We start from the raw sequence: 22,323 nt of genomic DNA, 5'->3' as shown, positions 1-22,323 counted from the left end.
ACCCATAAAAATGACACACTCAGGAGAGCTACACTGTGTTTCAAAACGTTGATACCTATGCCGGAGATCCTATCCTGTCTCTGATGGAAAAATTCAAACAGGATCCAAGAGCAGATAAGATCAATTTGAGTATCGGGCTGTACTACAACGAGCAGAATATTATCCCGCAGTTGCGATCCGTCAGCACAGCGGAAAGCAGCCTACGGCAGCCTGCTCAGAGCGCGAATTCCTATCTGCCGATGGAAGGGTTACAGCCTTACCGCACGGCTATCCAGCATTTGTTGTTCGGTGAAAGCCACGCGGCGCTGGAAGCAGGTCGCATCGCGACCATCCAGACGTTGGGCGGTTCCGGTGCGCTGAAAGTCGGTGCAGATTTCCTGAAACGCTACTTCCCAGCGTCAGAAGTGTGGGTCAGCGATCCAACATGGGAAAACCATATTGCGATCTTCGAGGGCGCGGGCTTTAACGTTCACACCTACCCGTATTTCGATAGCGAAAGTCTGGGCGTGAAATTTGACGCCATGCTCTCCACCCTGCAAACGCTGCCAACACGCAGCATTGTGCTGCTACATCCGTGCTGCCATAACCCGACTGGTTCCGATCTCACCACCGAACAGTGGGATCGCGTCATTGAGGTTATCATCCAGCGTGAGCTGATTCCGTTTATGGACATCGCTTATCAGGGCTTTGGCCTCGGCATCGAGCAGGATGCGTATGCAATTCGCGCCGTTGCCAGCGCAGGCGTTCCGGCACTGATCGCCAACTCGTTCTCCAAGATTTTCTCACTGTATAGCGAGCGCGTCGGTGGCCTTTCCGTGGTGTGTGACGATGCCGACAGCGCGCAGCGCGTATTGGGTCAGTTAAAAGCGACCGTACGCCGCAACTACTCTTCCCCACCAAATTTCGGCGCTCAGGTGGTTTCTAAAGTCCTGAACGACGTGCAGTTGAACGCCGACTGGAAAGCGGAAGTCGAAGAGATGCGCACGCGTATTCTAAGCATGCGTCAGGAGTTGGTTTCCGCATTGAAAAACGCACTGCCGAACCGCAACGTCGACTACCTGCTCACTCAGCGCGGTATGTTCAGTTACACGGGTTTCAGCCCGGAACAAGTTGACCGCCTGCGTGAAGAATTTGGCGTGTACCTGATCGCCAGCGGCCGTATGTGTATGGCGGGGCTCAACCACAGCAACGTCCAACGCGTCGCTGCCGCTTTCGCCGCCATTCAGTAAACCGTAAAATGACAAAGCCACTGATTTAATCGACGTGATAATGTATAAACCCGGTTAAATCGGTGGCTTATGTTTCCAGCTAACCATCAAAGCAGTACGGTCGGTTTTCCACATTCGAACTAGCGAGAAAGTACCAGTCAATCACCCGTGCTTAACCTGAATTATTCCAACGAATAAAAACACCATGACCCAATTACGCTACCTGAACGGCTACCCCCCAACGATTGTTGCACAAGCGCAGACGCTCGTTGATCAAGGCAAACTCGGCCTCTGGCTGGAAAAAAGGTACCCTGACCGCCATCAGATTCAGAGTGATAAGTCGCTCTATCAATTTGTCGCTGAACTCAAGCAGCGATATCTGAAGAATGCACCAGCAATATCAAAGGTGCTTTACGACAATAAACAGAACCCGATAAAAGGGACGCTGGGAACCAATACATTTGTAGCACGCGTACAGGGCGGAAAATTAAAGTCCAACAACGAAATCAGAATAGCGACGTTATTTCGTGACGGGCCAGAAGATTTCCTGCGTATGATCGTGGTACACGAACTCGCCCACCTCAAAGAAAAAGACCACAACAAAGCCTTCTATCAACTCTGCTGCCATATGGATCCTGATTATCACCAGTTAGAATTTGATATGCGAATCTGGCTGAACTGGCGAGAAATAAACGCAGGTTAGATTTTACACCAGAGTTTTATAATGGTTTGCTTTGACATTGCCTTAGCCGTATTATTTCCGCGCTGATAATCAATATATTATCACTCAGTTTATTGATAAATTTTCTCATAAGGATTTGATATGGCTAATTTGATTTACGCCAGCATTAATGGTCAGAAACAGGGTTTAATATCATCTGGTTGCTCAACGCTCGACTCAATTGGCAATCGCTATCAAGTCGGTCATGAAGACCAAATACAAGTATTAGGATTAAACCATAGCATCAGTCGTGACCAAAATGTCGCACATCACCCGATTAATTTTATTAAGCCAATCGATAAATCATCCCCGTTATTAGGAATGGCAATCTCTTATAATGAAAAGGTAGATGTGACATTTTATTTTTATCGCGTCAATTCCGCTGGGCAGTTAGAGCTTTATTATGAAGTAACTTTAACAGATGCGAGTATTGTGGACGTCACTTGTGTCTATCCACACGTCATTGATAACAACGACATCATGCCGTATGAAAAAGTCCAGCTGAAATATAAAACTATCGCATGGAACCATAAGATCGCAGGAACGTCGGGTTACAGTATCTGGGAGGAAATGAGTTTCTAATATTTATGACCTTTGATAACAAGCACATCTTATCAGTTGTGCTTGTTATTACTACTCATCACAAAGAGCAATATCTTTCACATACTTGTTGGGATCCATCCAAGATGTTTTAGGGCATATTTCATAGCCATAATTTCTAAAATTATAAGACATGTAGAAAGATGAGAATGAACTAATTACAGCACCAACGATCATTATTATAAATAACCCCCCTCCCAACTTATTATTAATTTTAGCCACTTTGTTATTTATTGAAGAATAAAAAAATAAATATGAAAAATAGAATAGCAAAGGAGAACCAAATACCATTAACCCAACTTTCCATGAAAAGACTATCGTATCATTTAACTGTAAAATATCCAAATATGAATTAAAAGAAAACCAACCAGTAAAGCATGTCAATAGAAAAATAAAAACTGCAAATGCGCCAGCTAATGGCCTATTTACCTTAACCACGACTGTACCTCCCCCAGGCATGAAAGAATTGATCGGGATGATATGGCGTATACTGTTTTTTATGTGATTTTAAATTTTTTATTATCGTCTCACTTATTTTATATTTATTATCTAGCCAGAGTAATGAAAAACTGACAACAACCCCAAGTAAAAATATACCACCAGCAATAATAATAACACTACCTCCTGTAGCCACCATTACCGAGGTAGCTGCCATTTTTGCCCCCCATGCAACCCCAATCGATACCGCTAATTTTGCGGCATCCATCGTTAAATTAACAAAGAAATCGGTCAGTGCGTATTCATCTTTCACCATCAACTCAATGGCTCGATAAGCACCTGAAAACAAAATGCAGAATCGTGCCCCAGTCGCAATACCACTTTCAATACCTTTTGTACCTATCCCTATATCGAGTATTTTTTGGTTACTGACTAAATATCTGGTGGCATCTAAATACTTTCTTACTCCTGAATATCCAGATAATTTTATGTACTTACTGCCATTTTTCCCGATATATTCCGTTGCAGTTACCCCAAATCCTTTAATTTCCATCACGATTCTGCCCACAGACACCGCTTCTGCAATATTCCCAGCAAACGATGAGGCAGGATCGGTACAGCCAAACATGGCCATTTTCCACGATTGATTAGGATTAGGGGTGCATAACGTTTGTAAAAAATACGTCGCTTCCTCCGCAGTCAATATGGCATGAATGTTATCGTTATTTATTTCATTTAGTTGAGCATGTAATTTCTGATAGTTAATATCTGCATGCTGTTTTTTAAAATCAAGATGATCTTCTAATCGATAATCATCATCCACAAGCGTTTTTAAAACCGGATCGTATTTCACAAGTGCCTCACTCCCTCGAATTTTACTTAAGTAAACAAACTATTTCCCTGTAAGTGCACTTTAACGGAAAAATGGTGATTTTAAAATGTTAATAAAATTCAATCTGCAATTTTCCATTCCCACCAAAAGAAACCCATTACTTGAAAACATTACGAAAATAGGCCATCAACAATACGTTATTTAAGAGCTACAGCGCATTGAGCGCTGGCGCAGTGCTACCTCGATAATAACCAGACAGCAGCGCCTGAGTGCTGTGAATAGGCTGCCTGTACGGCAGTGAATAGGGGCAGGGGAACTGGTTCACCCGTGGTTCGTTTCTAAGCTGCCTGTGCGGCAGTGAACGCGATAAAGTAATGACTGTAGAATACGAAAGCTTTCTAAGCTGCCTGTGCGGCAGTGAACAGTGAAGCGGCCCGAAGCCGTCGCCAACGTAATTTCTAAGCTGCCTGTGCGGCAGTGAACGAGCGTGATTACTTTATGCAGCGTTACCGTGATTTCTAAGCTGCCTGTGCGGCAGTGAACCCTTCTGAGAGGGCATATCCATCGACTCAGGCTTTCTAAGCTGCCTGTGCGGCAGTGAACGTTCCAAGATTATTTCAATATCAGAATCTGACTTTCTAAGCTGCCTGTGCGGCAGTGAACGGGATTTGAGGGGGAAAAGATAGATTTATACATTTCTAAGCTGCCTGTGCGGCAGTGAACATCCACGGCATCTGGGTCCATTTCACCAATCATTTCTAAGCTGCCTGTGCGGCAGTGAACTATCTTCATCGCAATCACTGAAATATTTCAACTTTCTAAGCTGCCTGTGCGGCAGTGAACATAATCCGCGTTGGCCTGCATACGCGCTTGTTTTTCTAAGCTGCCTGTGCGGCAGTGAACTCGTCTATCGCCGTTAATCTGTTTGAGCGTTGTTTCTAAGCTGCCTGTGCGGCAGTGAACCGACATCCCTGCTAGTCATTCTTGCGCGTGCTTTTCTAAGCTGCCTGTGCGGCAGTGAACGACATGGGGCTAGCTGTAGCGCTGGCCAGCATTTTCTAAGCTGCCTGTGCGGCAGTGAACTGTAGCCCGATCACTCTAACGATTTGTTTTATTAGCAGCAATTGCCATTTTCTTCGTAAAAACCCTTTTTTTAACCCCATCTGTAACTCATTGATTTTTAATCCTGTGAAATAGGCCAAATAAAAAGGGTCTACGTTTGGGTAAAATTTTTTGCGGTCATCATCTTTCACATGCAACTGTGATAGGCTGATTTTCATCAGTTTTCTGAAAGTTATATTTTTCCTTATCAAATAGTTAGCCTGCGATTTATTTAGCTGGCGTTATGGCTATTATCTATTACGGAAGAAAATACATTATGGATAACGCCTTTAGCCCTTCGGATTTAAAAACCATTCTGCATTCCAAACGCGCCAATGTTTATTACCTCCAACATTGCCGTATTCTCGTCAACGGTGGTCGTGTCGAATATGTCACGGAGGAAGGAAACCAGTCTCTGTACTGGAATATTCCCATCGCCAATACCAGCGTGGTGATGCTGGGAACCGGCACCTCCGTAACTCAAGCCGCCATGCGGGAATTTGCCAGAGCAGGCGTGATGATTGGTTTTTGTGGCGGTGGTGGTACACCGCTGTTTGCCGCCAACGAGGCTGAAGTCGCAGTATCCTGGCTATCGCCACAGAGCGAATATCGACCAACCGAGTATTTGCAGGACTGGGTCAGCTTTTGGTTCGATGATGAGAAAAGGCTGGCCGCCGCCATCGCCTTCCAACAAGTGCGAATAACGCAAATTCGTCAGCACTGGCTGGGTTCTCGCCTGTCCCGTGAATCGCGCTTTACCTTTAAGTCCGAGCATCTTCAGGCGCTTCTGGATCGTTATCAAAAAGGGTTAACCGATTGCCGCACCAGCAATGACGTACTGGTACAGGAAGCGATGATGACTAAAGCCCTGTACAGACTGGCCGCTAATGCCGTGAGCTATGGCGACTTTACCCGCGCCAAACGCGGCGGCGGTACCGATCTGGCTAACCGCTTTCTCGATCACGGCAACTATCTGGCTTATGGGCTGGCTGCCGTCTCAACGTGGGTGCTGGGCCTGCCGCACGGGTTAGCAGTGTTACACGGTAAAACTCGCCGTGGCGGGCTGGTGTTTGATGTCGCCGATTTAATTAAAGATGCGCTCGTGCTGCCGCAGGCTTTTATTGCCGCGATGGAGGGCGAAGATGAGCAAGAATTTCGTCAGCGTTGCCTGACCGCATTTCAACAATCCGAAGCGCTGGATGTGATGATCGGCAGCTTGCAGGATGTCGCCAGCAAACTGAGTCAGGTAGTGCGATGAACATTCTGCTGATTTCAGAATGCAATAAGCGTGCGCTGGTCGAAACCCGCCGGATACTGGATCAATTTGCTGAACGCAAAGGCGAGCGCAGTTGGCAAACCGCCATCACGCTGGAAGGGCTGAACACGCTACGCAAGCTGCTGCGCAAAACAGCCCGTCGCAATACGGCAGTTGCCTGCCACTGGATTCGTAGCACAAACCACACCGAGCTACTGTGGGTCGTCGGCAATCTGCGACGTTTTAATGCGCAGGGAAGTGTTCCTACCAATACCACCAGCCGAGATGTTCTGCGCACAAAAGATGAAAATCCGTGGCACAGCGCAGAAGTATTCAGCCTGCTGGCCGCCATTGCTGGGCTATTTCACGATGTTGGCAAAGCCAATGCGCTATTTCAGGCTGGCCTGAGCGGTACTGGCCCACGCAGCCAACCCTATCGACATGAATGGGTATCGCTACGACTATTTCAGGCCTTTGTCGGTGAGCAGGACGATAAAGCCTGGCTAACCACGCTCAGCATGATTACCTCAGAAGCAGAAGTCGCGCTGCTGGCGACGCTGCAACAGGATAAACCGACGTTCAGCGATAGTCCATTCCGTACCTTGCCGCCGCTGGCGCAAACCATCGCTTGGCTGATTGTTTCTCACCATCGCCTGCCTGTGTTTAATAAATCGACAGAGCTTGCACCAAATAGTAGTGAACCGCAGTTAAGTTTCGCTGAGACATGGCTAACCGACCATCTTTCTCCACAGTGGAATGCACTCAACCATTGTCAGATCGGCTGGACGCCACACGAGCGAGAGCAAAACTGGCAGTTCCCTAATGGCACACCGCTGTACAGCGCGGTCTGGCGCGAGAAGGCACGAAAATTTGCGGGTCGCGCACTGAAGCTGCCCTCATTTATGCATTTCAGCCAGTTAGATCAACGGCTAACCGTGCACCTAGCCCGTCTCGCTCTAATGTTGGCAGACCACCACTACTCGGCAGGAGCGGCAACGGTTGGCTGGCAGGACATCACTTATCCGGTGTGGGCTAACACCGATCGTAAGACTGGGGAATATAAACAGAGGCTGGATGAACACTGCGTCGGCGTTGGGCAAAATGCCTTACTGCTGGGGCGAAGTCTGCCGCACCTGCGTGACACGCTCCCCGCCATCACTCGCCACAAAGGGTTCCGTCAACGTAGCACGCACCCGCGTTTTCGCTGGCAAGATCGCGCGTTCGACCTTGCCTGTTCTATTCGTGAAACCAGCAAGCAGCACGGCTTCTTCGGCATCAACATGGCATCGACAGGCAGAGGAAAAACGTTCGCTAATGCACGAATTATGTATGGCCTGTCGGATGAATCTACCGGCTGCCGCTTCTCCGTCGCGCTGGGGTTACGCACGCTGACGCTGCAAACGGGCGATGCACTACGGCAGCGTTTGAAGTTGGACGAAGACGACTTAGCGGTGCTGATTGGTTCACAGGCGGTGCAAGATCTCCATGAAATGCGGAAAGAGAATCAACAACGCCAGCAGAATACGCCACAGACCGGCAGTGAATCCGCCGATCCGCTGTTCTCTGAACATCAATATGTTCGCTACGATGGCTCGCTGGATGATGGTCGGCTAAAAGCCTGGCTGGAACGCAGCCCAACGCTGCATCAATTACTGAGTGCGCCAGTGCTGATCACCACCATCGATCACCTGATGCCCGCAACGGAGGCGCTACGCGGCGGTCACCAAATTGCCCCAATGCTACGGCTATTGACCGCCGATCTGGTACTCGATGAACCGGATGATTTTGGTCTGGAGGATCTTCCTGCACTTTGTCGACTGGTTAACTGGGCGGGAATGTTGGGCTCACGCGTGCTGCTGTCGTCCGCCACACTGCCGCCTGCGTTAATTCGTGCGTTGTTCGATGCCTATCTTGATGGCCGCACCGCCTGGCAACAGGCTTACGGTACGCCAAATACGCCACTGAACGTCTGCTGTGGCTGGTTTGATGAATTTGACTGTCAGCACGAACAATATGGTGACGTGAAAGACTTCATGGTCAGACACGATGCGTTCGTTCATCAGCGGCTGAAAAATCTGACGAAAGATGAACTCCCGCTACGCTTCGCCACTATCGTACCGGTCAGCAGCCCCAGTAAAAATGCGGACGATGTTTATCTGGCCGTCGCACAGGCGATCCATCCACGGATGTTCGATTTACATTCTCAGCATCACCAACAGCATGAAAACGGGAAAACCGTCTCACTGGGGCTGGTCAGAATGGCAAACATCGATCCGCTGGTTGCCGTTGCTCGACAGTTACTTGCCATCCCTTCACCGCCGGATACCTGCATTCATTACTGCATTTATCACAGCCAGCATCCGCTGGCGATGCGCTCCCACATTGAGCAGCGGCTTGATGCCGCGCTGATGCGTAACGATGCCGATGCTCTGTGGCAGGTGGAGGAAATTCGTCAGGCGATAGAAAAGTCGTCGCAACAGCATCATGTCTTTGTGGCGTTAGCGACTTCGGTAGCAGAGGTCGGTAGGGATCATGATTACGATTGGGCGATTGTCGAGCCTAGCTCGATGCGTTCGCTAATCCAACCTGCCGGACGCATATTGCGTCACCGGCAGGACAAGCAGTATGTGCCTAAAACCCCCAATATCTATCTACTTAGCCACAACATTCGAGCGCTTAGGGGGAAAGACATCGCGTACTGTAAACCTGGCTTTGAGTCGCAGGATGACAGCCTGGATACACACGATCTCCACCAACTATTGCAGGAAAAAGAGTATCGCCACCTCAGCGCCGCACCGCGTATCGTGCAGCCAATGTCTTTTGCCAAGCCGCTTTCGCTGGTGGCGTTAGAGCATGCCGTGTTGGGGAAAACGCTACTGGGGCTCAAAAATAAAAAACTCGATGACCTGAAACGCCCTCCAGCTGCCTTTTGGTGGCGCGCACACCCGCATTGGAATGGCGAACTACAGCGGCGTACGCCATTTCGTCAATCGGCGAAAGATGAAGCGTACACCCTGTGGATCGCCGATGACGATGAAGAACCGGTTTTCATGGTGCAGGACGATGGTCCGAGTGGCTGGAAGCAAAGCGATATTGCTCGCCCCGTTACGCTGAACATGGCAGAAGGCGTCAGTGCTTGGATCGAGCCGGATTACCACGCCTTGTACCAACGGCTGGCGGAAGAAAAGCAGTGGGAACTGAGCTGGGTGAGCGCCCGCTTCGGCGAAATTCTCCTGCGGGAAGAAGAGGACTGGTACTGGCACCCGCTGTTAGGGGTGTTTAAACAATGACAAGAGGAGGAGGAATGGAAGAAAACAGGCTGACACAGTTCATCGTGTCCTACGTGACTAATCGAAAGCAGGCCAAGCTGGATGCTTTCGATAAAGAGGCGGAGAAGAAACGTGCGGCACTCAGCGGTGAAGCGCTGGCTGTAGCGGAACGAGAACTGACACAGGCGCGTCGGGAGATAGAGCAGAAGCACGAAGTACGCAATTGGTTAACCGATGCCGCCAGCCGTGCCGGACAAATCAGTCTGGTCACGCATGCGTTGAAGTTTACCCACAGTGATGCCAAAGGCAGCAGCGTCTTTAACGCCGAAACGGTAGAGGATGCTACAACGCTCTCCACCGCGACGCTGGCACAACCCGCCATTGATGCCGTCGGCAACGCAGCCGCACTCGATGTCGCCAAGCTGCTACAGACTGAACACGACGGTGATTCGCTGGTCGCCGCCTTACAGCGTGGTGACAACCGCGCACTGGAAGCGCTGGCTGAAAACCCAGAGCAGCTTGCACAGTGGCTAACAGGGTTTCAACAGGTGTTCACCAATCGCCAACCCAGCTCACATAAGCTAGCCAAACAAATCTATTTCCCGCTAGCAAACGGCGAATACCATCTGCTCAGCCCGCTTTACTCCTCTTCGTTGGCACACGCGCTCCACCAGCGGATCAGTGCGGTGCGTTTTGGTGACGAGGCAAAAGCGATTCGTCAGGCGCAAAGAACAAATCAGTGGCACGACCAGCTCTCTATCAGCTATCCCAATCTGGCAGTACAGAATATGGGGGGCACTAAGCCGCAAAATATTTCCGCGCTAAACAGTAGCCGCAGCGGTCGTTCTTATTTGCTCAGCAGTGCGCCACCACAGTGGAATAGTATTGAAAAACCGCCGCAGCAGCATGAATCCATTTTCCGGCCACGCGGCGAGGTGGACTATCACACCAGAGCGACGTTAGCGCAGATGCAGCGCTTTTTACTCAGCGTCAAAGACGTAGAAAACAATCGCGACATTCGTCAACAGCGCCTGCATTACCTCGACCAGTTGATCGATCAGCTCTTCTTCTATGTCGCCAGCGTGCAGAATCTACCCGTCGGTTGGAGCGCAGAGTCTGAACTGAAACGCGCCCAGCAGCTATGGCTCGACCCTTATCGTGCAGAAACGGATACGGTTTTCCGCCGTGAACGCGAAGCGGGAGACTGGCAACAGGCAGTAGCCTACGAGTTTGGCCGCTGGCTGAACCGTCGCCTCAAACATGAAAACCTGATTTTCGGCGAGGTCGAACGTCGGGAATGGTCTACCGCAGCCCTGTTCAAACGTCGTATGCGTGAAATGGAAAGCGCACTGAAAGAGGAGCTGGCATGAGCACGTTGATTATCCTCCGCCGTATCCAGGTCGAAAACGCCAACGCCATTGCCGGACTGACCTACGGCTTCCCCGCGATTACGCACTTTCTCGGTTTTACTCATGCGCTATCGCGTAAGTTACAGGCCAGCCACGGACTGACGCTGGAAGGCTGCGGCGTAGTAAGCCATCAGCATCAGCTACATGCCTATGGTTCTAGTTGGGAGCGGAGTTTTGCCCTGACCCGTAATCCACTCACCAAAGAAGCCAAAACTGCCGCTTTTAATGAAGAAGGCCGTATGCATATGACCGTCTCGCTGTTAATACGCTGCGACGGACAGATCCCGGCGGACACGACAGCGCTATGTGAACATTTGAAACAGCAGGCGCAATGCCAACGTCTGGCAGGAGGCACCGTTATTGATATCGAGCGGGTCACCGTCCAATCGTTACCGGTGGACGAAGCGGAAACCCGTGGAGTCATGCGCCGCTTATTACCGGGCTTTGTGCTGCGAGATCGCACCTCACTACTGCATCGCCATTTTCAGACGTTACAGCAAGCCAACCCGCAAGCAGAAATGATCGATGCCTGGCTGGATTTTGCCGCGCTAAAGATGCAGGCAGAACGCGATCCTAGCGATGAAACCGTACAGTGGAAATACCTTCCCAAACCCGGCGACGGCGGTTTTCTGACGCCATTGATGATTGGCTACCGTGCCATTTCGCCACTTTATGCGCCCGGTGAGGTTGATAAAACCCGCGATCCGCACACGCCGTTCTGTTTTGCCGAAGCCGCCTACGGCATCGGAGAATGGCAAGGGGCGCACCGCATCAGCGATATCCGCCAGATACTCTGGGAATATGACTATCAGAACGGCGATTATCACTGCCGCCAATTAGCGGATACCCATCCTGTAGCTGAAGACACTTCCTACGAATTCGATTACTAAAAAGGACGACATCATGGCAAAAGCAGCAACGACGTTAAAGACCGCATCAGTACTGGCTTTTGAACGTAAATTGGCTAACTCGGATGCATTGATGTATGCAGGAAACTGGGCGCAGCAGGATAACTGGACGGCTATTGCCATTCAGGAGAAATCGGTACGCGGGACAATCTCTAACCGCCTGAAAAATGCCCTCACTAGCGACCCAGCCAAACTGGATGCGGAAATTCAGAAAGCCAACCTGCAAAAAGTGGACGTCGCCGCCCTTCCCTTCGGGGCCGATACCCTGAAAGTCGTGTTCACTCTGCGGGTATTGGGTAATCTGGCGCAGCCCTCGGTCTGTAACGATCAGGAGTACCAAACCGCGTTGGGGCAAATCATTACCGGATACGCTCAGGAACAAGGTTTCAGCACATTAGCAGCACGCTATGCAGAGAACATCGCGAACGGTCGTTTTCTGTGGCGCAACCGTGTCGGCGCAGAGGCGATCCGTGTGGTCGTCACCAAGAAAGGTGAGCAGAGCTGGGAATTTAACGGGGAAGACTATTCATTGCGCCAGTTCAGCAAGCCGGCAGGCGATCTTGCCGCACTGGCACAAGCGATTGAGAAAGGGCTGGCGGGTGACACCTCGGCGCTTTTTACCGTCGAAGCTTATGTACAGCTAGGTAACGGTCAGGAAGTCTTCCCTTCTCAGGAACTGGTGCTCGACGAAAAAGCGCGTAACGGCAAGAGCAAGATCCTCTATCAAGTGAATGATGTCGCGGCAATTCACTCACAGAAAATTGGCAACGCATTGCGCACCATCGACGACTGGTATCCGGCGGCTGATGAAGCGGGTCCGATTGCCATCGAACCTTACGGTTCCGTAACCAGTCGCGGTAAAGCCTATCGCCAGCCCAAAGAGAAAATGGATTTTTACACGCTGCTGGATAACTGGGTAATTAAAGGCGATGTCCCCGTGCCGGAGCAACAGCACTACGTAATCGCCACGCTGATTCGCGGCGGTGTGTTTGGTGAAAAAGGCGAATAAGGTGGCGGTATGGATCACTACATTGATATTCGCGTCCAACCCGATCCCGAGTTCACTGCATCTCAGCTATTGAACGCGCTGTTTGCCAAACTGCACCGGGCGCTAGGGCAACTGGCGAATGGCAAGATTGGGATTAGCTTTCCCGAAGTGGGTAAAACGCTGGGGGAATGCTTGCGGCTACACGGTACGGAAGACGCGCTCTCTGTGTTAGAAAAAACATTCTGGCTGAAAGGATTGCGGGATTACACACAGGTTTCTGAGTGCAAGGCCGTACCTGATGGTGTGAAGTTTCGTACCGTGCGCCGCATTCAGCTCAAAAGCAGCGCCGAACGTCTACGCCGACGCTCCGTTAGCAAAGGCTGGCTGACGGAAGCGGAAGCTGCGGCACGAATTCCCGACGCAATAGAGAAACGCAGCGCACTACCGTTTGTGCAAATAAAGAGCTTGTCCAACGGGCAGATGTTTTTTGTATTTGTGGAACATGGCCCGCTACAGAACGCCCCTACCGCAGGCCGTTTCTCTTCCTACGGTTTAAGCACGGAAGCCACCGTTCCGTGGTTCTAACCCTTTTTTAACGGCCAACTGCAAGCTATTGATTGTTAATTGCAGTTGGTCGCTTTAATAAAAAAGGGGTTTTGAGAAAAACCATATTCTCTTTAATAATCTGGTGGTTATCGTAGAGTTCTAACTATGTTCACTGCTGCATAGGCAGCTTAGAAATCCAGCATTGCAAAACCGGGGCGAGTGCGAGCGAGGGTTTACTGCCGTGTAGGCAGCTTAGAAAAGCGCCTCATTGATACGTGCGCCGGTGTTCCAGTTCACTGCCGCACAGGCAGTTTAACAAGTACAGGGCTTTCACTTCGCCAGATATCACTAGCTCTGTCTGACAGATTATTTAACCCAATCTTCAAGCATCAGCCCTGGCACTCGCTCAAACTCTCTCAGATTATTGGTGACCAATACGGCCTTAACGCTGATAGCATGACCAGCGATGGCCGTATCATTTGGGCCAATAGGCGTACCAGCGGCAGCTAACGCGATTTTGATTTTTGTGGTGGCATCTACCGCTGCGCTATCCCAAGGTAATATCGCATCAAGTCGGCGGCAGAAAGCATCAACCAACAGCATATGGCGCGGCGAAGCTTTTTTGCCAACCGCCCCAAAACGCATTTCAGCGTACGTGATCGCTGATACCACGATTCGATCGCGTCGCAATGTGCATTGCTGCAACTTTTCAATCACCGCAGCTGGGTGTTCACGCATTATGAAAGAACAGATATTAGTATCAAGCATGAACAAACGGCTCACAGTTCGAATCTCCCCTCTTCGACTACATCCTGACGTTCTGTCATAAAGTCAGCGTCAGCGCGCTCTTCTTGCAGAAACGAATGCCAATTGGGTTTGACTGGGCGCAACATGATGGTATCCCCTTCACGCACGATCTCCAGTTCATTGACGCCTTCAAAGTCCATATCACGCGGTAAGCGAATAGCACGATTATTACCATTTTTAAATACTGAGACAATACGCATAATGCACCTCCTCTTAATACAGAATTCAGCCAGCCGCTAGCCTGACTAAAACATAGGTTAAGTATAGATTTGAATCGTTCTCTTGTATATCCGCGGCATATGTACGCACCTAACATAGGTCTACCGAGAATAGATAAAATCGTTGCCACAGGGTTGGCACCCTTTTTTCACGGACACTTGTAACTCATTGATTTTTAATATCGATTAAGCGCTATGATAAAAAAGGGTTTTTCGGGAAAAATGGTTTATTTTCTTTTAAAATTAGGTAACTACCGTAAAATAGGAACGTTCACTGCCGTATAGGCAGCTTAGAAATGGCTGAATGAGGCCGTGGAGGCTGCGGCTACGTTCACTGCCGTATAGGCAGCTTAGAAACAGTCGCTACCAAGCGCATTAAGTGCAGGGACGTTCACTGCCGTATAGGCAGCTTAGAAATGGTCTTCACTCAACCCTTGCGCACTGGCCACGTTCACTGCCGTATAGGCAGCTTAGAAAAATTATTAGCGCGTTCTAATACATGCCCTTTGGTTCACTGCCGTATAGGCAGCTTAGAAAAATCGGAGCAAGTCATGCAGAGAAATCAAAATGTTCACTGCCGTATAGGCAGCTTAGAAAACCTGGAAGACGCACTACGCCTGAATCCGCTGGTTCACTGCCGTATAGGCAGCTTAGAAATTGCTTTAACAACCACCGTCTGAACTCACTGTGTTCACTGCCGTATAGGCAGCTTAGAAACAGCCAGCTTATCAGGGGGCCATCAAGCCATCGTTCACTGCCGTACAGGCAGCTTAGAAAAAGCAAATAGACTCCATATTTGAGCGTAACGGGTTCACTGCCGTACAGGCAGCTTAGAAAATCGCAGTGATGAAGATCCCCGCAGCCTCCCCGTTCACTGCCGTGCAGGCAGTTCAGGGCTTATCGGGGATACGTTGCTGGTACGACTCGCTTCAAGGGTGTTATTCCCCATTCAGCGTAACAACCAGCGAGCGGCTGCCGCCGTGGTTGCGGTGTTCGCACAGGTAAATGCCCTGCCAGGTACCGATGTTCAGGCGTCCGTTGGTGATGGGGATTGTCAGGCTGTTTCCCAGCAGGCTGCCTTTCAGATGCGCAGGCATGTCGTCACTGCCTTCATAAATATGGCGGTAGTACGGTTCATCCTCCGGCACTAAGCGATTAAAAAAGCTCTCGAAATCCTGCCGCACTGTGGGGTCGGCATTCTCATTAATCGTCAGCGCCGCCGAAGTATGTTTGATGAACACATGCATCAACCCGACCTTTATCTGGCGCAGTGCGACAACCTGCGCCAGTATTTCGTCAGTCACCAGATGGAAGCCTCTGGCTTTCGGCTTCAGGCGGATTTCATATTGCGTCCACATGATTTGGCCTCTCGATATCAGGCTTCGCGTGCCAGAATAGGTCGCAGGAAGCGCGCGGTGTGGGACTGTTCGCAGTCCGCTACTGTTTCCGGGGTACCAGAAACCAGAATTTCGCCGCCGCCGCTGCCGCCTTCCGGCCCTAAATCGACAATCCAGTCCGCCGTTTTAATCACATCAAGATTGTGTTCAATCACCACGATGGTATTACCCTGATCGCGCAGCTGATGCAGAACGGTAAGAAGCTGTTCAATATCAGCAAAGTGCAAACCGGTCGTCGGTTCGTCGAGAATATACAGCGTCTGTCCGGTTCCGCGTTTTGACAATTCACGCGCAAGTTTCACACGCTGCGCCTCACCGCCGGACAGCGTGGTTGCCGACTGACCAAGGCGAATATAAGACAGGCCGACGTCGATCAGTGTTTGCAGCTTCCGCGCCAACGCCGGAATGGCATCAAAGAACTCACGCGCTTCTTCGATGGTCATATCCAGCACTTCATGGATGCCTTTGCCTTTGTATTTAATTTCCAGCGTTTCGCGGTTATAGCGCTTGCCTTTGCACTGGTCACACGGCACATAGACATCCGGCAGGAAGTGCATTTCTACCTTGATCACGCCGTCGCCCTGACAGGCTTCGCAGCGTCCACCGCGCACGTTAAAGCTGAAACGACCGGGGTTATAACCACGGGTTCGAGATTCCGGTACGCCGGCAAACAGCTCGCGAATCGGCGTGAAAATTCCAGTGTAGGTTGCAGGGTTCGAGCGCGGCGTACGACCGATCGGGCTTTGATCGATATCGATCACTTTGTCGAAATGCTCCAGTCCCTGAATTTCACGGTAAGCGGCAGGTTCTGCCAGCGTTGCGCCGTTCAACTGGCGCTGTGCCAGTGGGAACAAGGTATCGTTGATGAGTGTAGATTTACCCGACCCCGACACACCGGTGATGCAGGTAAACAGGCCAATCGGCAGCGTCAGCGTGACGTCTTTCAGGTTGTTGCCCTTCGCGCCGATCAGCTTCAGCACCTTTGTTGGATCCGCAGGTACGCGCTGCTTCGGTATTTCAATCTTGCGTTTGCCGCTAAGGAATTGCCCCGTCAGCGAACCCGGCACCGCCATAATCTCGTCCATCGTGCCTTCGGCGACAATCTGCCCGCCGTGCACACCCGCACCGGGGCCGATATCAATCACATGATCGGCAGCACGAATCGCATCTTCATCGTGTTCAACCACAATAACGGTATTGCCCAGATCGCGCAGATGAATCAACGTTTCCAACAGGCGCTCGTTGTCGCGCTGGTGCAAACCAATGGACGGCTCATCCAGCACGTACATGACGCCAACCAGCCCAGCGCCGATCTGGCTTGCCAGACGAATACGCTGCGCCTCACCGCCGGACAGCGTTTCCGCCGAACGGGAAAGCGACAAATAGTTCAGCCCGACATTCACCAGAAACTTCAGCCGATCGCCAATCTCTTTCAGCACTTTCTCGGCGATTTGGGCGCGCTGCCCACTGAGCTTCATGTTCTTGAAAAACGTCATCGCATGGCCGATGCTCATATCGGAAATCTGCGGCAGCGTCGTCTGTTCGACAAACACGTTACGCGCTTCTTCACGCAGACGCGTCCCGCCGCAGCTGGCGCAGGAACGGTTGCTGATGAATTTCGCCAGCTCTTCGCGCACCGCCGTGGATTCCGTCTCTTTATAGCGGCGCTCCATGTTGTGCAGCACGCCTTCGAACGGATGACGGCGCACGGAGGTGTCGCCGCGATCGTTGATATATTTGAATTCGACGTTCTCTTTACCAGAGCCGTACAGAATCACTTTCTGCACCGCGGCGCTCAGTCCCTCAAAGGGGGCATCGACGTCAAATTTGTAGTGCTCCGCCAGTGAGCGCAGCATCTGGAAATAGTAGAAATTGCGGCGATCCCAGCCGCGAATCGCCCCGCCCGCCAGCGACAGCTCCGCATTTTGCACCACGCGAGCCGGATCGAAGAACTGTTGCACACCCAGACCATCACAGCTTGGGCACGCCCCCGCCGGATTGTTGAACGAGAACATACGCGGTTCCAGTTCGTGCATGCTGTAGCCACACACCGGACAGGCAAAGTTCGCCGAGAACAGCAGTTCAGGCTGCGTAGGGTCGTCCATATCGGCCACGACTACGCTACCACCGGACAGATCCAGCGCGGTTTCAAACGACTCTGCCAGCCGCTGTGCCAGATCTTCTCGCACTTTAAAGCGATCGACGACAACTTCAATGGTGTGTTTTTTCTGTAACTCCAGCTTCGGCGGATCGGACAGATCGCACACCTCGCCGTCTATACGGGCGCGGATGTAGCCCTGTGAGGCCAGGTTTTCCAGCGTCTTGCTGTGCTCGCCTTTGCGATCTTTCACTATCGGTGCCAGCAGCATCAGGCGTTTGCCTTCCGGCTGCGCCAGCACGTTGTCCACCATCTGGCTGACGGTCTGCGCATCCAGCGGCACATCATGCTCTGGGCAGCGCGGTTCACCCACGCGTGCAAACAACAGGCGCAGGTAGTCATGAATTTCGGTAATCGTCCCAACCGTAGAGCGCGGGTTGTGTGAAGTGGATTTCTGCTCGATAGAAATGGCGGGCGACAGCCCTTCTATATGATCGACATCCGGTTTTTCCATCAGCGACAAAAACTGACGGGCATAGGCGGAGAGGGATTCCACATAGCGTCGCTGCCCTTCGGCATACAGCGTGTCAAACGCCAGCGATGACTTACCCGAACCAGACAGACCGGTGATTACGATCAGTTTGTCACGGGGGATTATCAGATTGATATTCTTGAGATTATGGGTACGAGCACCACGAACTTCGATCTTATCCATTCACACACTTCCCGGAATAAAAACGGTTTGTCATCGTCTCCCGAACGGAGAGAACCGGTACGAAACGAACAATTATGGCACAAAAAAAACTGAATGAATATCCAGTATTAAACCCGTTTACTTTTGCAAACGCTGCAAATCTGACTTTCATTTCTGAAGCTATTTCGCAGGTATGACATAGAGTTTTCCACATGGTAAGATTGATCGTTTAGACTTAGAAAATAAATCTACCGATTCATCAGGAGAGACGAGCATGGCCAGCAGAGGCGTTAATAAAGTGATTCTTGTCGGGAATCTGGGTCAAGACCCGGAAGTCCGCTATATGCCGAATGGTGGTGCAGTTGCCAACATCACGCTGGCTACGTCGGAAAGCTGGCGTGACAAGCAAACCGGTGAGCAGAAAGAGAAGACCGAATGGCACCGTGTGGTTCTGTTCGGCAAACTGGCAGAAGTCGCGGGCGAATACCTGCGTAAAGGCTCTCAGGTCTACATCGAAGGCGCACTGCAAACCCGCAAATGGGCCGATCAGGCTGGCGTAGAACGCTACACCACCGAAGTGGTCGTTAACGTCGGCGGCACCATGCAGATGTTAGGTGGACGTCAGGGCGGCGGCGCACCAGCAGGCGGTGGCAATGCAGGTGGCGGTCAACAGCAAGGCGGTTGGGGTCAACCTCAACAACCGCAGGGCGGCAACCAGTTCAGCGGCGGTGCGCAAGCTCAACAGCGCCCAGCTCAGAACTCGTCTTCCTCACAAAATAATGCTCCGGCACAAAGCAACGAACCGCCAATGGATTTCGACGACGACATTCCCTTCTAAGGTTGACCTTAGAGATTATTGTCAATGACTCCATTATAAACCTCCGATTTATCGGAGGTTTTTCATTTTATGGCGTACAGAAAAGTCACCGGTAAACAATCAACCAAGGAAATCATCACATCATGTGCGTTTCGTGCTCATCGAGATAATCAGAGCACAATCTGTACAGTTATTTCTCCATCGCTGCCGAAAAATAGCAGCGCCTCATCAATGAGGAATAAACGCTATATATGGAGATATAACGTATGGAAAAAAATAGTGCACACCGCACCGCTAACAACCGATCCCCAAACACCGCCAATAAGGCACCCTCGCCATCTTCTGGCAACGCGACAACCGATTATTCTTTGCCAACAAACACTTCTTTTAGGCTCGCAGCACTTGCTGTCACCGTCTCAGGTTTGTTTTTTTCTTCACCCACGCTAATGGCGGCAGAAACGGCAGAGACTGCCGATTTAGTTTTACGTAACGCCCATATTTACACCGTCAATCAAGGTCAGCCGTGGGCAGAAGCTGTTGCAGTACGCGATGGTCGCTACGTTTTCATCGGTTCAAATGCACAGGCGGCAGAGTTTATCGGCCCGAAAACGCAGGTGGTTGATCTCAACGGCAGCATGGCAATGCCGGGGATTAATGATGTCCATGCGCACCCGTTAGACGGTGGCTATGAAGATATTTATTCCTGTAATTTTGCACAAACAAGCTCACTGGATGACATCCTGAGTCAGGTCAGTGAATGCGCGAAAAAAGTCGGGCCGGGAGAATGGGTGATCGGTTCCGCCTGGGGCAGCCCGCGTATGGCGGAACTTTCTACCGCTGAAGCACTGGCGAAATTGGACAAAGTCAGTAACGGACGTCCGGTGATTCTGCGTGATGATTCTTACCATAACCGCTGGATTAACAGCGAAGCAATGCGTCTGGCCGCTATCACCGCACAGTCCGTTAGCCCAGCCGGTGGCGTCATTGTTAAAGATGCAAAAACGGGCGAACCCACAGGCCTGTTGCAAGAATTCCCCTCGTTCCAGCATGTACAAAGTCTGGTCCCCGTGCGCACGGAAGAGCAACGGCTGACATCAGGGCGCGGAGCCGCCAAAACGATGGTGTCATTAGGTATTACTGGCGTGCAGGAAGCGGTCAGCTCAGAAGTCAATCTGCGCATCTGGAGCAAGATTGACCGGGCAGAAGGTCTGCCTCTGCGTATTATCGGCTCGATCGTCTCCACGCAGTTGTTGGATGAAGGCGCTGCGGGTCTGGAGCTGGTTGCCCGACGCGATGTCTACCGCACCACAAATTTCTTCCCCGATCGTTTTAAATTTGTGTTGGATGGTGTTCCACCGGCTCATACCGCAAAGCTGATTGAGCCCTATCTGCCAACTCAGGCACACGGCGATCACTATCACGGCGATACCCACTACACCAAAGAGCAAGTTGTTGAGATTCTCTCCAAGCTGGATAAACAAGGGATCTCTACCAAGCTTCATGCTGCGGGAGATGGTTCACTCCGTCTGGCGCTGGATGCCGTTGAGCAAGTGCGTAAAATTAATGGGCCAAATGGCCCGATGCATCAAATCGCGCATACGCATTTGATCTCACCGCAAGATATGCCACGCTTCGCACAGTTACGGGTTGCCGCCGATCTCTCGCCGATGCTGTGGTTTCCTTCCGATATGACAAACGCCAGCGTCGTGACCATTGGCGAAGAGCGCATGAAGGATTTTGTCCCCACGGTTAAATTGCTACGTTCTGGTGCGGTGGTCGCTGGCGGCTCTGACTGGCCAGCCGGTGGACCAACGCCGTCTCCCTGGATCGGAATTGAAGGGCTGGTGACGCGGCAGAATCCGCTGGGTGATGCACCCGGAACACTGGCTCCCGAAGAAGCCGTCGATCTGCCTGAAGCAATTCGTATCTATACTATCAATAGTGCGAAAGCGATGGGCATAGAGAAAGAAACGGGATCGGTTGAGCTGGGTAAATCCGCCGATTTGATCGTGTTGGATCGCCATTTGTTTAACGTCCCGATCAAACAGGTTCATCGTGCCAACGTGGTCAAAACGTATTTCAAAGGTCAGCTCGTCCATTCAGCGCCAGAGAAATCCTAATGCGCGGCGCTGTCAGTAACATGAGATAAATATCAGGGGCGTCGATGCGGACGCCTCTTTAATCCCGCCTTCACTTTCTCCTAATTGGTCTGCACCTCTCTTAATAAGTGGAGGGGTATATCCGTCTATTTCATTGCTATAAATACCAACCTGATTTTCAGTACCTGTCGCCTAACAACATGAGAGTAAAAATGATGAATTCAGATCAGGAAATTATGGTTAACCCCGTTGAGTCAGATGATTACGATCAATGGCTGCCCTATTGGAAAAGTTATCAAACGTTCTATAACGTCCAGCTTACCGATGAAGTGACGGAAACAACCTGGAATCGCTTTTTTAAAGCGGATATTCCCGTGTACTGTGCTGTGGCGAGAGAAGGTTTACGCATTATCGGCTTCGCACACTTTGTTTTTCACGATTCCACATGGGGCGTAAACCACTATTGTTACCTTGAGGATCTTTTTGTTGATCCCACCGAGCGCGGCAAAAACGTGGGGAAAAAACTCATTGAGTACGTGAGAGAAAAGGCGCAAGAAAAGCACTGCGATCGCCTGTATTGGCATACTCAGGAAACCAATAAAACAGCGCAGCGTCTTTATGATTGGGTTGCAGAAAAACCGGGCGTTATCGAATATAGAATGCCGCTTTAATTATCAAACATTCGGCAGTAAAGTGACGCGTCGAAAACACCGTATATATAACCTAAATAATTCGAGTTTCAGGACAAAAACGGCAAGGCGTTTTTGAACAGCGCTTGCGCTGACCCCAAAGGGGTGAGGCCGTAGGGCCGAATAATGCGGCGAGCAGCGGCCCCAACGGGGCGAGGCACACGTAAGTGTGCCGAGTAGCCCAGCCAACGCACATGCAACTTGAAGTATGACGGATATAAATGGATTT

General features: G+C 50.9%; 18 protein-coding genes and 2 CRISPR repeat arrays. Of the genes, 12 read left to right on the top strand and 6 right to left on the bottom strand.

Going from position 1 to position 22,323, the window contains the following annotated elements:
* Positions 1-35 precede the first annotated feature (35 nt).
* The 3 genes from A0G03_RS19015 to A0G03_RS19005 all read left to right on the top strand — a co-directional run bounded on the left by A0G03_RS19015 (position 36) and on the right by A0G03_RS19005 (position 2,511).
* Entirely contained in the window at positions 36-1,229 is a 1,194-nt protein-coding gene (locus A0G03_RS19015) for an amino acid aminotransferase (RefSeq protein WP_011095170.1), read from the top strand.
* Positions 1,230-1,413: 184 nt separating this feature from the next.
* Positions 1,414-1,911, top strand: a complete 498-nt coding sequence (locus A0G03_RS19010; protein ID WP_011095171.1) for a M48 family metallopeptidase — start codon at positions 1,414-1,416, stop codon at positions 1,909-1,911.
* Positions 1,912-2,031: 120 nt separating this feature from the next.
* Positions 2,032-2,511, top strand: coding sequence for an Hcp family type VI secretion system effector (locus A0G03_RS19005; protein ID WP_048262188.1), 480 nt, complete (start codon positions 2,032-2,034; stop codon positions 2,509-2,511).
* 51 nt (positions 2,512-2,562) lie between these two features.
* Here A0G03_RS19005 and A0G03_RS19000 read toward each other — a convergent pair whose 3' ends face one another.
* The gene (locus A0G03_RS19000) at positions 2,563-2,967 is read right to left on the bottom strand and encodes a DUF1240 domain-containing protein (protein WP_072062062.1); all 405 of its coding nucleotides are present in this window, start codon (positions 2,965-2,967) and stop codon (positions 2,563-2,565) included.
* Positions 2,960-3,820, bottom strand: a complete 861-nt coding sequence (locus A0G03_RS18995) for a hypothetical protein (RefSeq protein ID WP_080965264.1) — start codon at positions 3,818-3,820, stop codon at positions 2,960-2,962. The genes A0G03_RS19000 and A0G03_RS18995 overlap by 8 nt, the downstream gene beginning before the upstream one ends.
* 314 nt (positions 3,821-4,134) lie before the next feature.
* A CRISPR array of direct repeats spans positions 4,135-4,882; the repeat unit is 28 nt; unit sequence TTTCTAAGCTGCCTGTGCGGCAGTGAAC.
* A 295-nt stretch (positions 4,883-5,177) separates the two neighbouring features.
* Here A0G03_RS18995 and cas1f point away from each other — a divergent pair.
* Genes cas1f through cas6f form a run of 6 tightly spaced genes read left to right on the top strand, consistent with a single transcriptional unit; the run spans position 5,178 to position 13,314 of the window.
* The gene (gene cas1f, locus A0G03_RS18990) at positions 5,178-6,158 is read left to right on the top strand and encodes a type I-F CRISPR-associated endonuclease Cas1f (RefSeq protein ID WP_011095179.1); all 981 of its coding nucleotides are present in this window, start codon (positions 5,178-5,180) and stop codon (positions 6,156-6,158) included.
* Positions 6,155-9,445, top strand: a complete 3,291-nt coding sequence (gene cas3f / locus A0G03_RS18985; RefSeq protein ID WP_048262189.1) for a type I-F CRISPR-associated helicase Cas3f — start codon at positions 6,155-6,157, stop codon at positions 9,443-9,445. Before cas1f ends, cas3f begins: the two co-directional genes overlap by 4 nt.
* A 14-nt stretch (positions 9,446-9,459) precedes the next feature.
* Entirely contained in the window at positions 9,460-10,794 is a 1,335-nt protein-coding gene (csy1, locus tag A0G03_RS18980) for a type I-F CRISPR-associated protein Csy1 (RefSeq protein ID WP_048262191.1), read from the top strand.
* Positions 10,791-11,723 (top strand): type I-F CRISPR-associated protein Csy2, encoded by a 933-nt coding sequence (gene csy2, locus A0G03_RS18975; RefSeq protein WP_048262192.1) that lies wholly within the window; start codon positions 10,791-10,793, stop codon positions 11,721-11,723. Before csy1 ends, csy2 begins: the two co-directional genes overlap by 4 nt.
* Before the next feature lie 13 nt (positions 11,724-11,736).
* Positions 11,737-12,750 (top strand): type I-F CRISPR-associated protein Csy3, encoded by a 1,014-nt coding sequence (gene csy3 / locus A0G03_RS18970; protein WP_048262194.1) that lies wholly within the window; start codon positions 11,737-11,739, stop codon positions 12,748-12,750.
* A gap of 9 nt (positions 12,751-12,759) precedes the next feature.
* Complete coding sequence (gene cas6f / locus A0G03_RS18965; RefSeq protein ID WP_048262195.1) at positions 12,760-13,314, top strand: type I-F CRISPR-associated endoribonuclease Cas6/Csy4; 555 nt, start codon at positions 12,760-12,762, stop codon at positions 13,312-13,314.
* 327 nt (positions 13,315-13,641) lie between these two features.
* On the opposite strand, the gene A0G03_RS18960 is transcribed toward cas6f, so the two are convergent.
* The 4 genes from A0G03_RS18960 to uvrA all read right to left on the bottom strand — a co-directional run bounded on the left by A0G03_RS18960 (position 13,642) and on the right by uvrA (position 18,510).
* Entirely contained in the window at positions 13,642-14,043 is a 402-nt protein-coding gene (locus A0G03_RS18960) for a type II toxin-antitoxin system VapC family toxin (protein ID WP_207193853.1), read from the bottom strand.
* An 11-nt stretch (positions 14,044-14,054) separates the two neighbouring features.
* Positions 14,055-14,282, bottom strand: coding sequence for a type II toxin-antitoxin system VapB family antitoxin (gene vapB / locus A0G03_RS18955; RefSeq protein ID WP_011095187.1), 228 nt, complete (start codon positions 14,280-14,282; stop codon positions 14,055-14,057).
* 285 nt (positions 14,283-14,567) lie between these two features.
* Positions 14,568-15,137: a CRISPR direct-repeat array (repeat unit 30 nt; unit sequence ACGTTCACTGCCGTATAGGCAGCTTAGAAA).
* Between the two features lie 101 nt (positions 15,138-15,238).
* Complete coding sequence (locus A0G03_RS18950) at positions 15,239-15,658, bottom strand: secondary thiamine-phosphate synthase enzyme YjbQ (RefSeq protein ID WP_048262198.1); 420 nt, start codon at positions 15,656-15,658, stop codon at positions 15,239-15,241.
* Positions 15,659-15,675: 17 nt separating this feature from the next.
* Positions 15,676-18,510 carry an excinuclease ABC subunit UvrA gene (gene uvrA, locus A0G03_RS18945; RefSeq protein ID WP_048262200.1) on the bottom strand — a complete coding sequence of 945 codons (2,835 nt, stop codon included), beginning with the start codon at positions 18,508-18,510 and terminating at the stop codon, positions 15,676-15,678.
* A 253-nt stretch (positions 18,511-18,763) separates the two neighbouring features.
* Here uvrA and A0G03_RS18940 point away from each other — a divergent pair, with 253 nt between their 5' ends.
* The 3 genes from A0G03_RS18940 to A0G03_RS18930 all read left to right on the top strand — a co-directional run bounded on the left by A0G03_RS18940 (position 18,764) and on the right by A0G03_RS18930 (position 22,076).
* Entirely contained in the window at positions 18,764-19,327 is a 564-nt protein-coding gene (locus A0G03_RS18940; RefSeq protein WP_048262203.1) for a single-stranded DNA-binding protein, read from the top strand.
* A gap of 245 nt (positions 19,328-19,572) precedes the next feature.
* Positions 19,573-21,426 (top strand): amidohydrolase, encoded by a 1,854-nt coding sequence (locus A0G03_RS18935; RefSeq protein WP_048262205.1) that lies wholly within the window; start codon positions 19,573-19,575, stop codon positions 21,424-21,426.
* 191 nt (positions 21,427-21,617) lie between these two features.
* On the top strand, positions 21,618-22,076 hold the full coding sequence (locus tag A0G03_RS18930; RefSeq protein WP_048262207.1) for a GNAT family N-acetyltransferase: 459 nt from the start codon (positions 21,618-21,620) through the stop codon (positions 22,074-22,076).
* Positions 22,077-22,323: the final 247 nt, after the last annotated feature.

The organism is Pectobacterium peruviense (assembly GCF_002847345.1).
GTDB lineage: Bacteria > Pseudomonadota > Gammaproteobacteria > Enterobacterales > Enterobacteriaceae > Pectobacterium > Pectobacterium peruviense.
This window is presented reverse-complemented; position numbering and strand designations above follow the sequence as displayed.

Coding starts and splice junctions, on each gene's coding strand:
- A0G03_RS19010 (WP_011095171.1), top strand. CDS start 1,414: ATGACCCAATTACGCTACCTGAACGGCTACCCCCCAACGATTGTTGCA.
- A0G03_RS19005 (WP_048262188.1), top strand. CDS start 2,032: ATGGCTAATTTGATTTACGCCAGCATTAATGGTCAGAAACAGGGTTTA.
- cas1f (WP_011095179.1), top strand. CDS start 5,178: ATGGATAACGCCTTTAGCCCTTCGGATTTAAAAACCATTCTGCATTCC.
- cas3f (WP_048262189.1), top strand. CDS start 6,155: ATGAACATTCTGCTGATTTCAGAATGCAATAAGCGTGCGCTGGTCGAA.
- csy1 (WP_048262191.1), top strand. CDS start 9,460: ATGGAAGAAAACAGGCTGACACAGTTCATCGTGTCCTACGTGACTAAT.
- csy2 (WP_048262192.1), top strand. CDS start 10,791: ATGAGCACGTTGATTATCCTCCGCCGTATCCAGGTCGAAAACGCCAAC.
- csy3 (WP_048262194.1), top strand. CDS start 11,737: ATGGCAAAAGCAGCAACGACGTTAAAGACCGCATCAGTACTGGCTTTT.
- cas6f (WP_048262195.1), top strand. CDS start 12,760: ATGGATCACTACATTGATATTCGCGTCCAACCCGATCCCGAGTTCACT.
- A0G03_RS18960 (WP_207193853.1), bottom strand. CDS start 14,043: ATGCTTGATACTAATATCTGTTCTTTCATAATGCGTGAACACCCAGCT.
- vapB (WP_011095187.1), bottom strand. CDS start 14,282: ATGCGTATTGTCTCAGTATTTAAAAATGGTAATAATCGTGCTATTCGC.
- A0G03_RS18950 (WP_048262198.1), bottom strand. CDS start 15,658: ATGTGGACGCAATATGAAATCCGCCTGAAGCCGAAAGCCAGAGGCTTC.
- uvrA (WP_048262200.1), bottom strand. CDS start 18,510: ATGGATAAGATCGAAGTTCGTGGTGCTCGTACCCATAATCTCAAGAAT.
- A0G03_RS18940 (WP_048262203.1), top strand. CDS start 18,764: ATGGCCAGCAGAGGCGTTAATAAAGTGATTCTTGTCGGGAATCTGGGT.
- A0G03_RS18935 (WP_048262205.1), top strand. CDS start 19,573: ATGGAAAAAAATAGTGCACACCGCACCGCTAACAACCGATCCCCAAAC.
- A0G03_RS18930 (WP_048262207.1), top strand. CDS start 21,618: ATGATGAATTCAGATCAGGAAATTATGGTTAACCCCGTTGAGTCAGAT.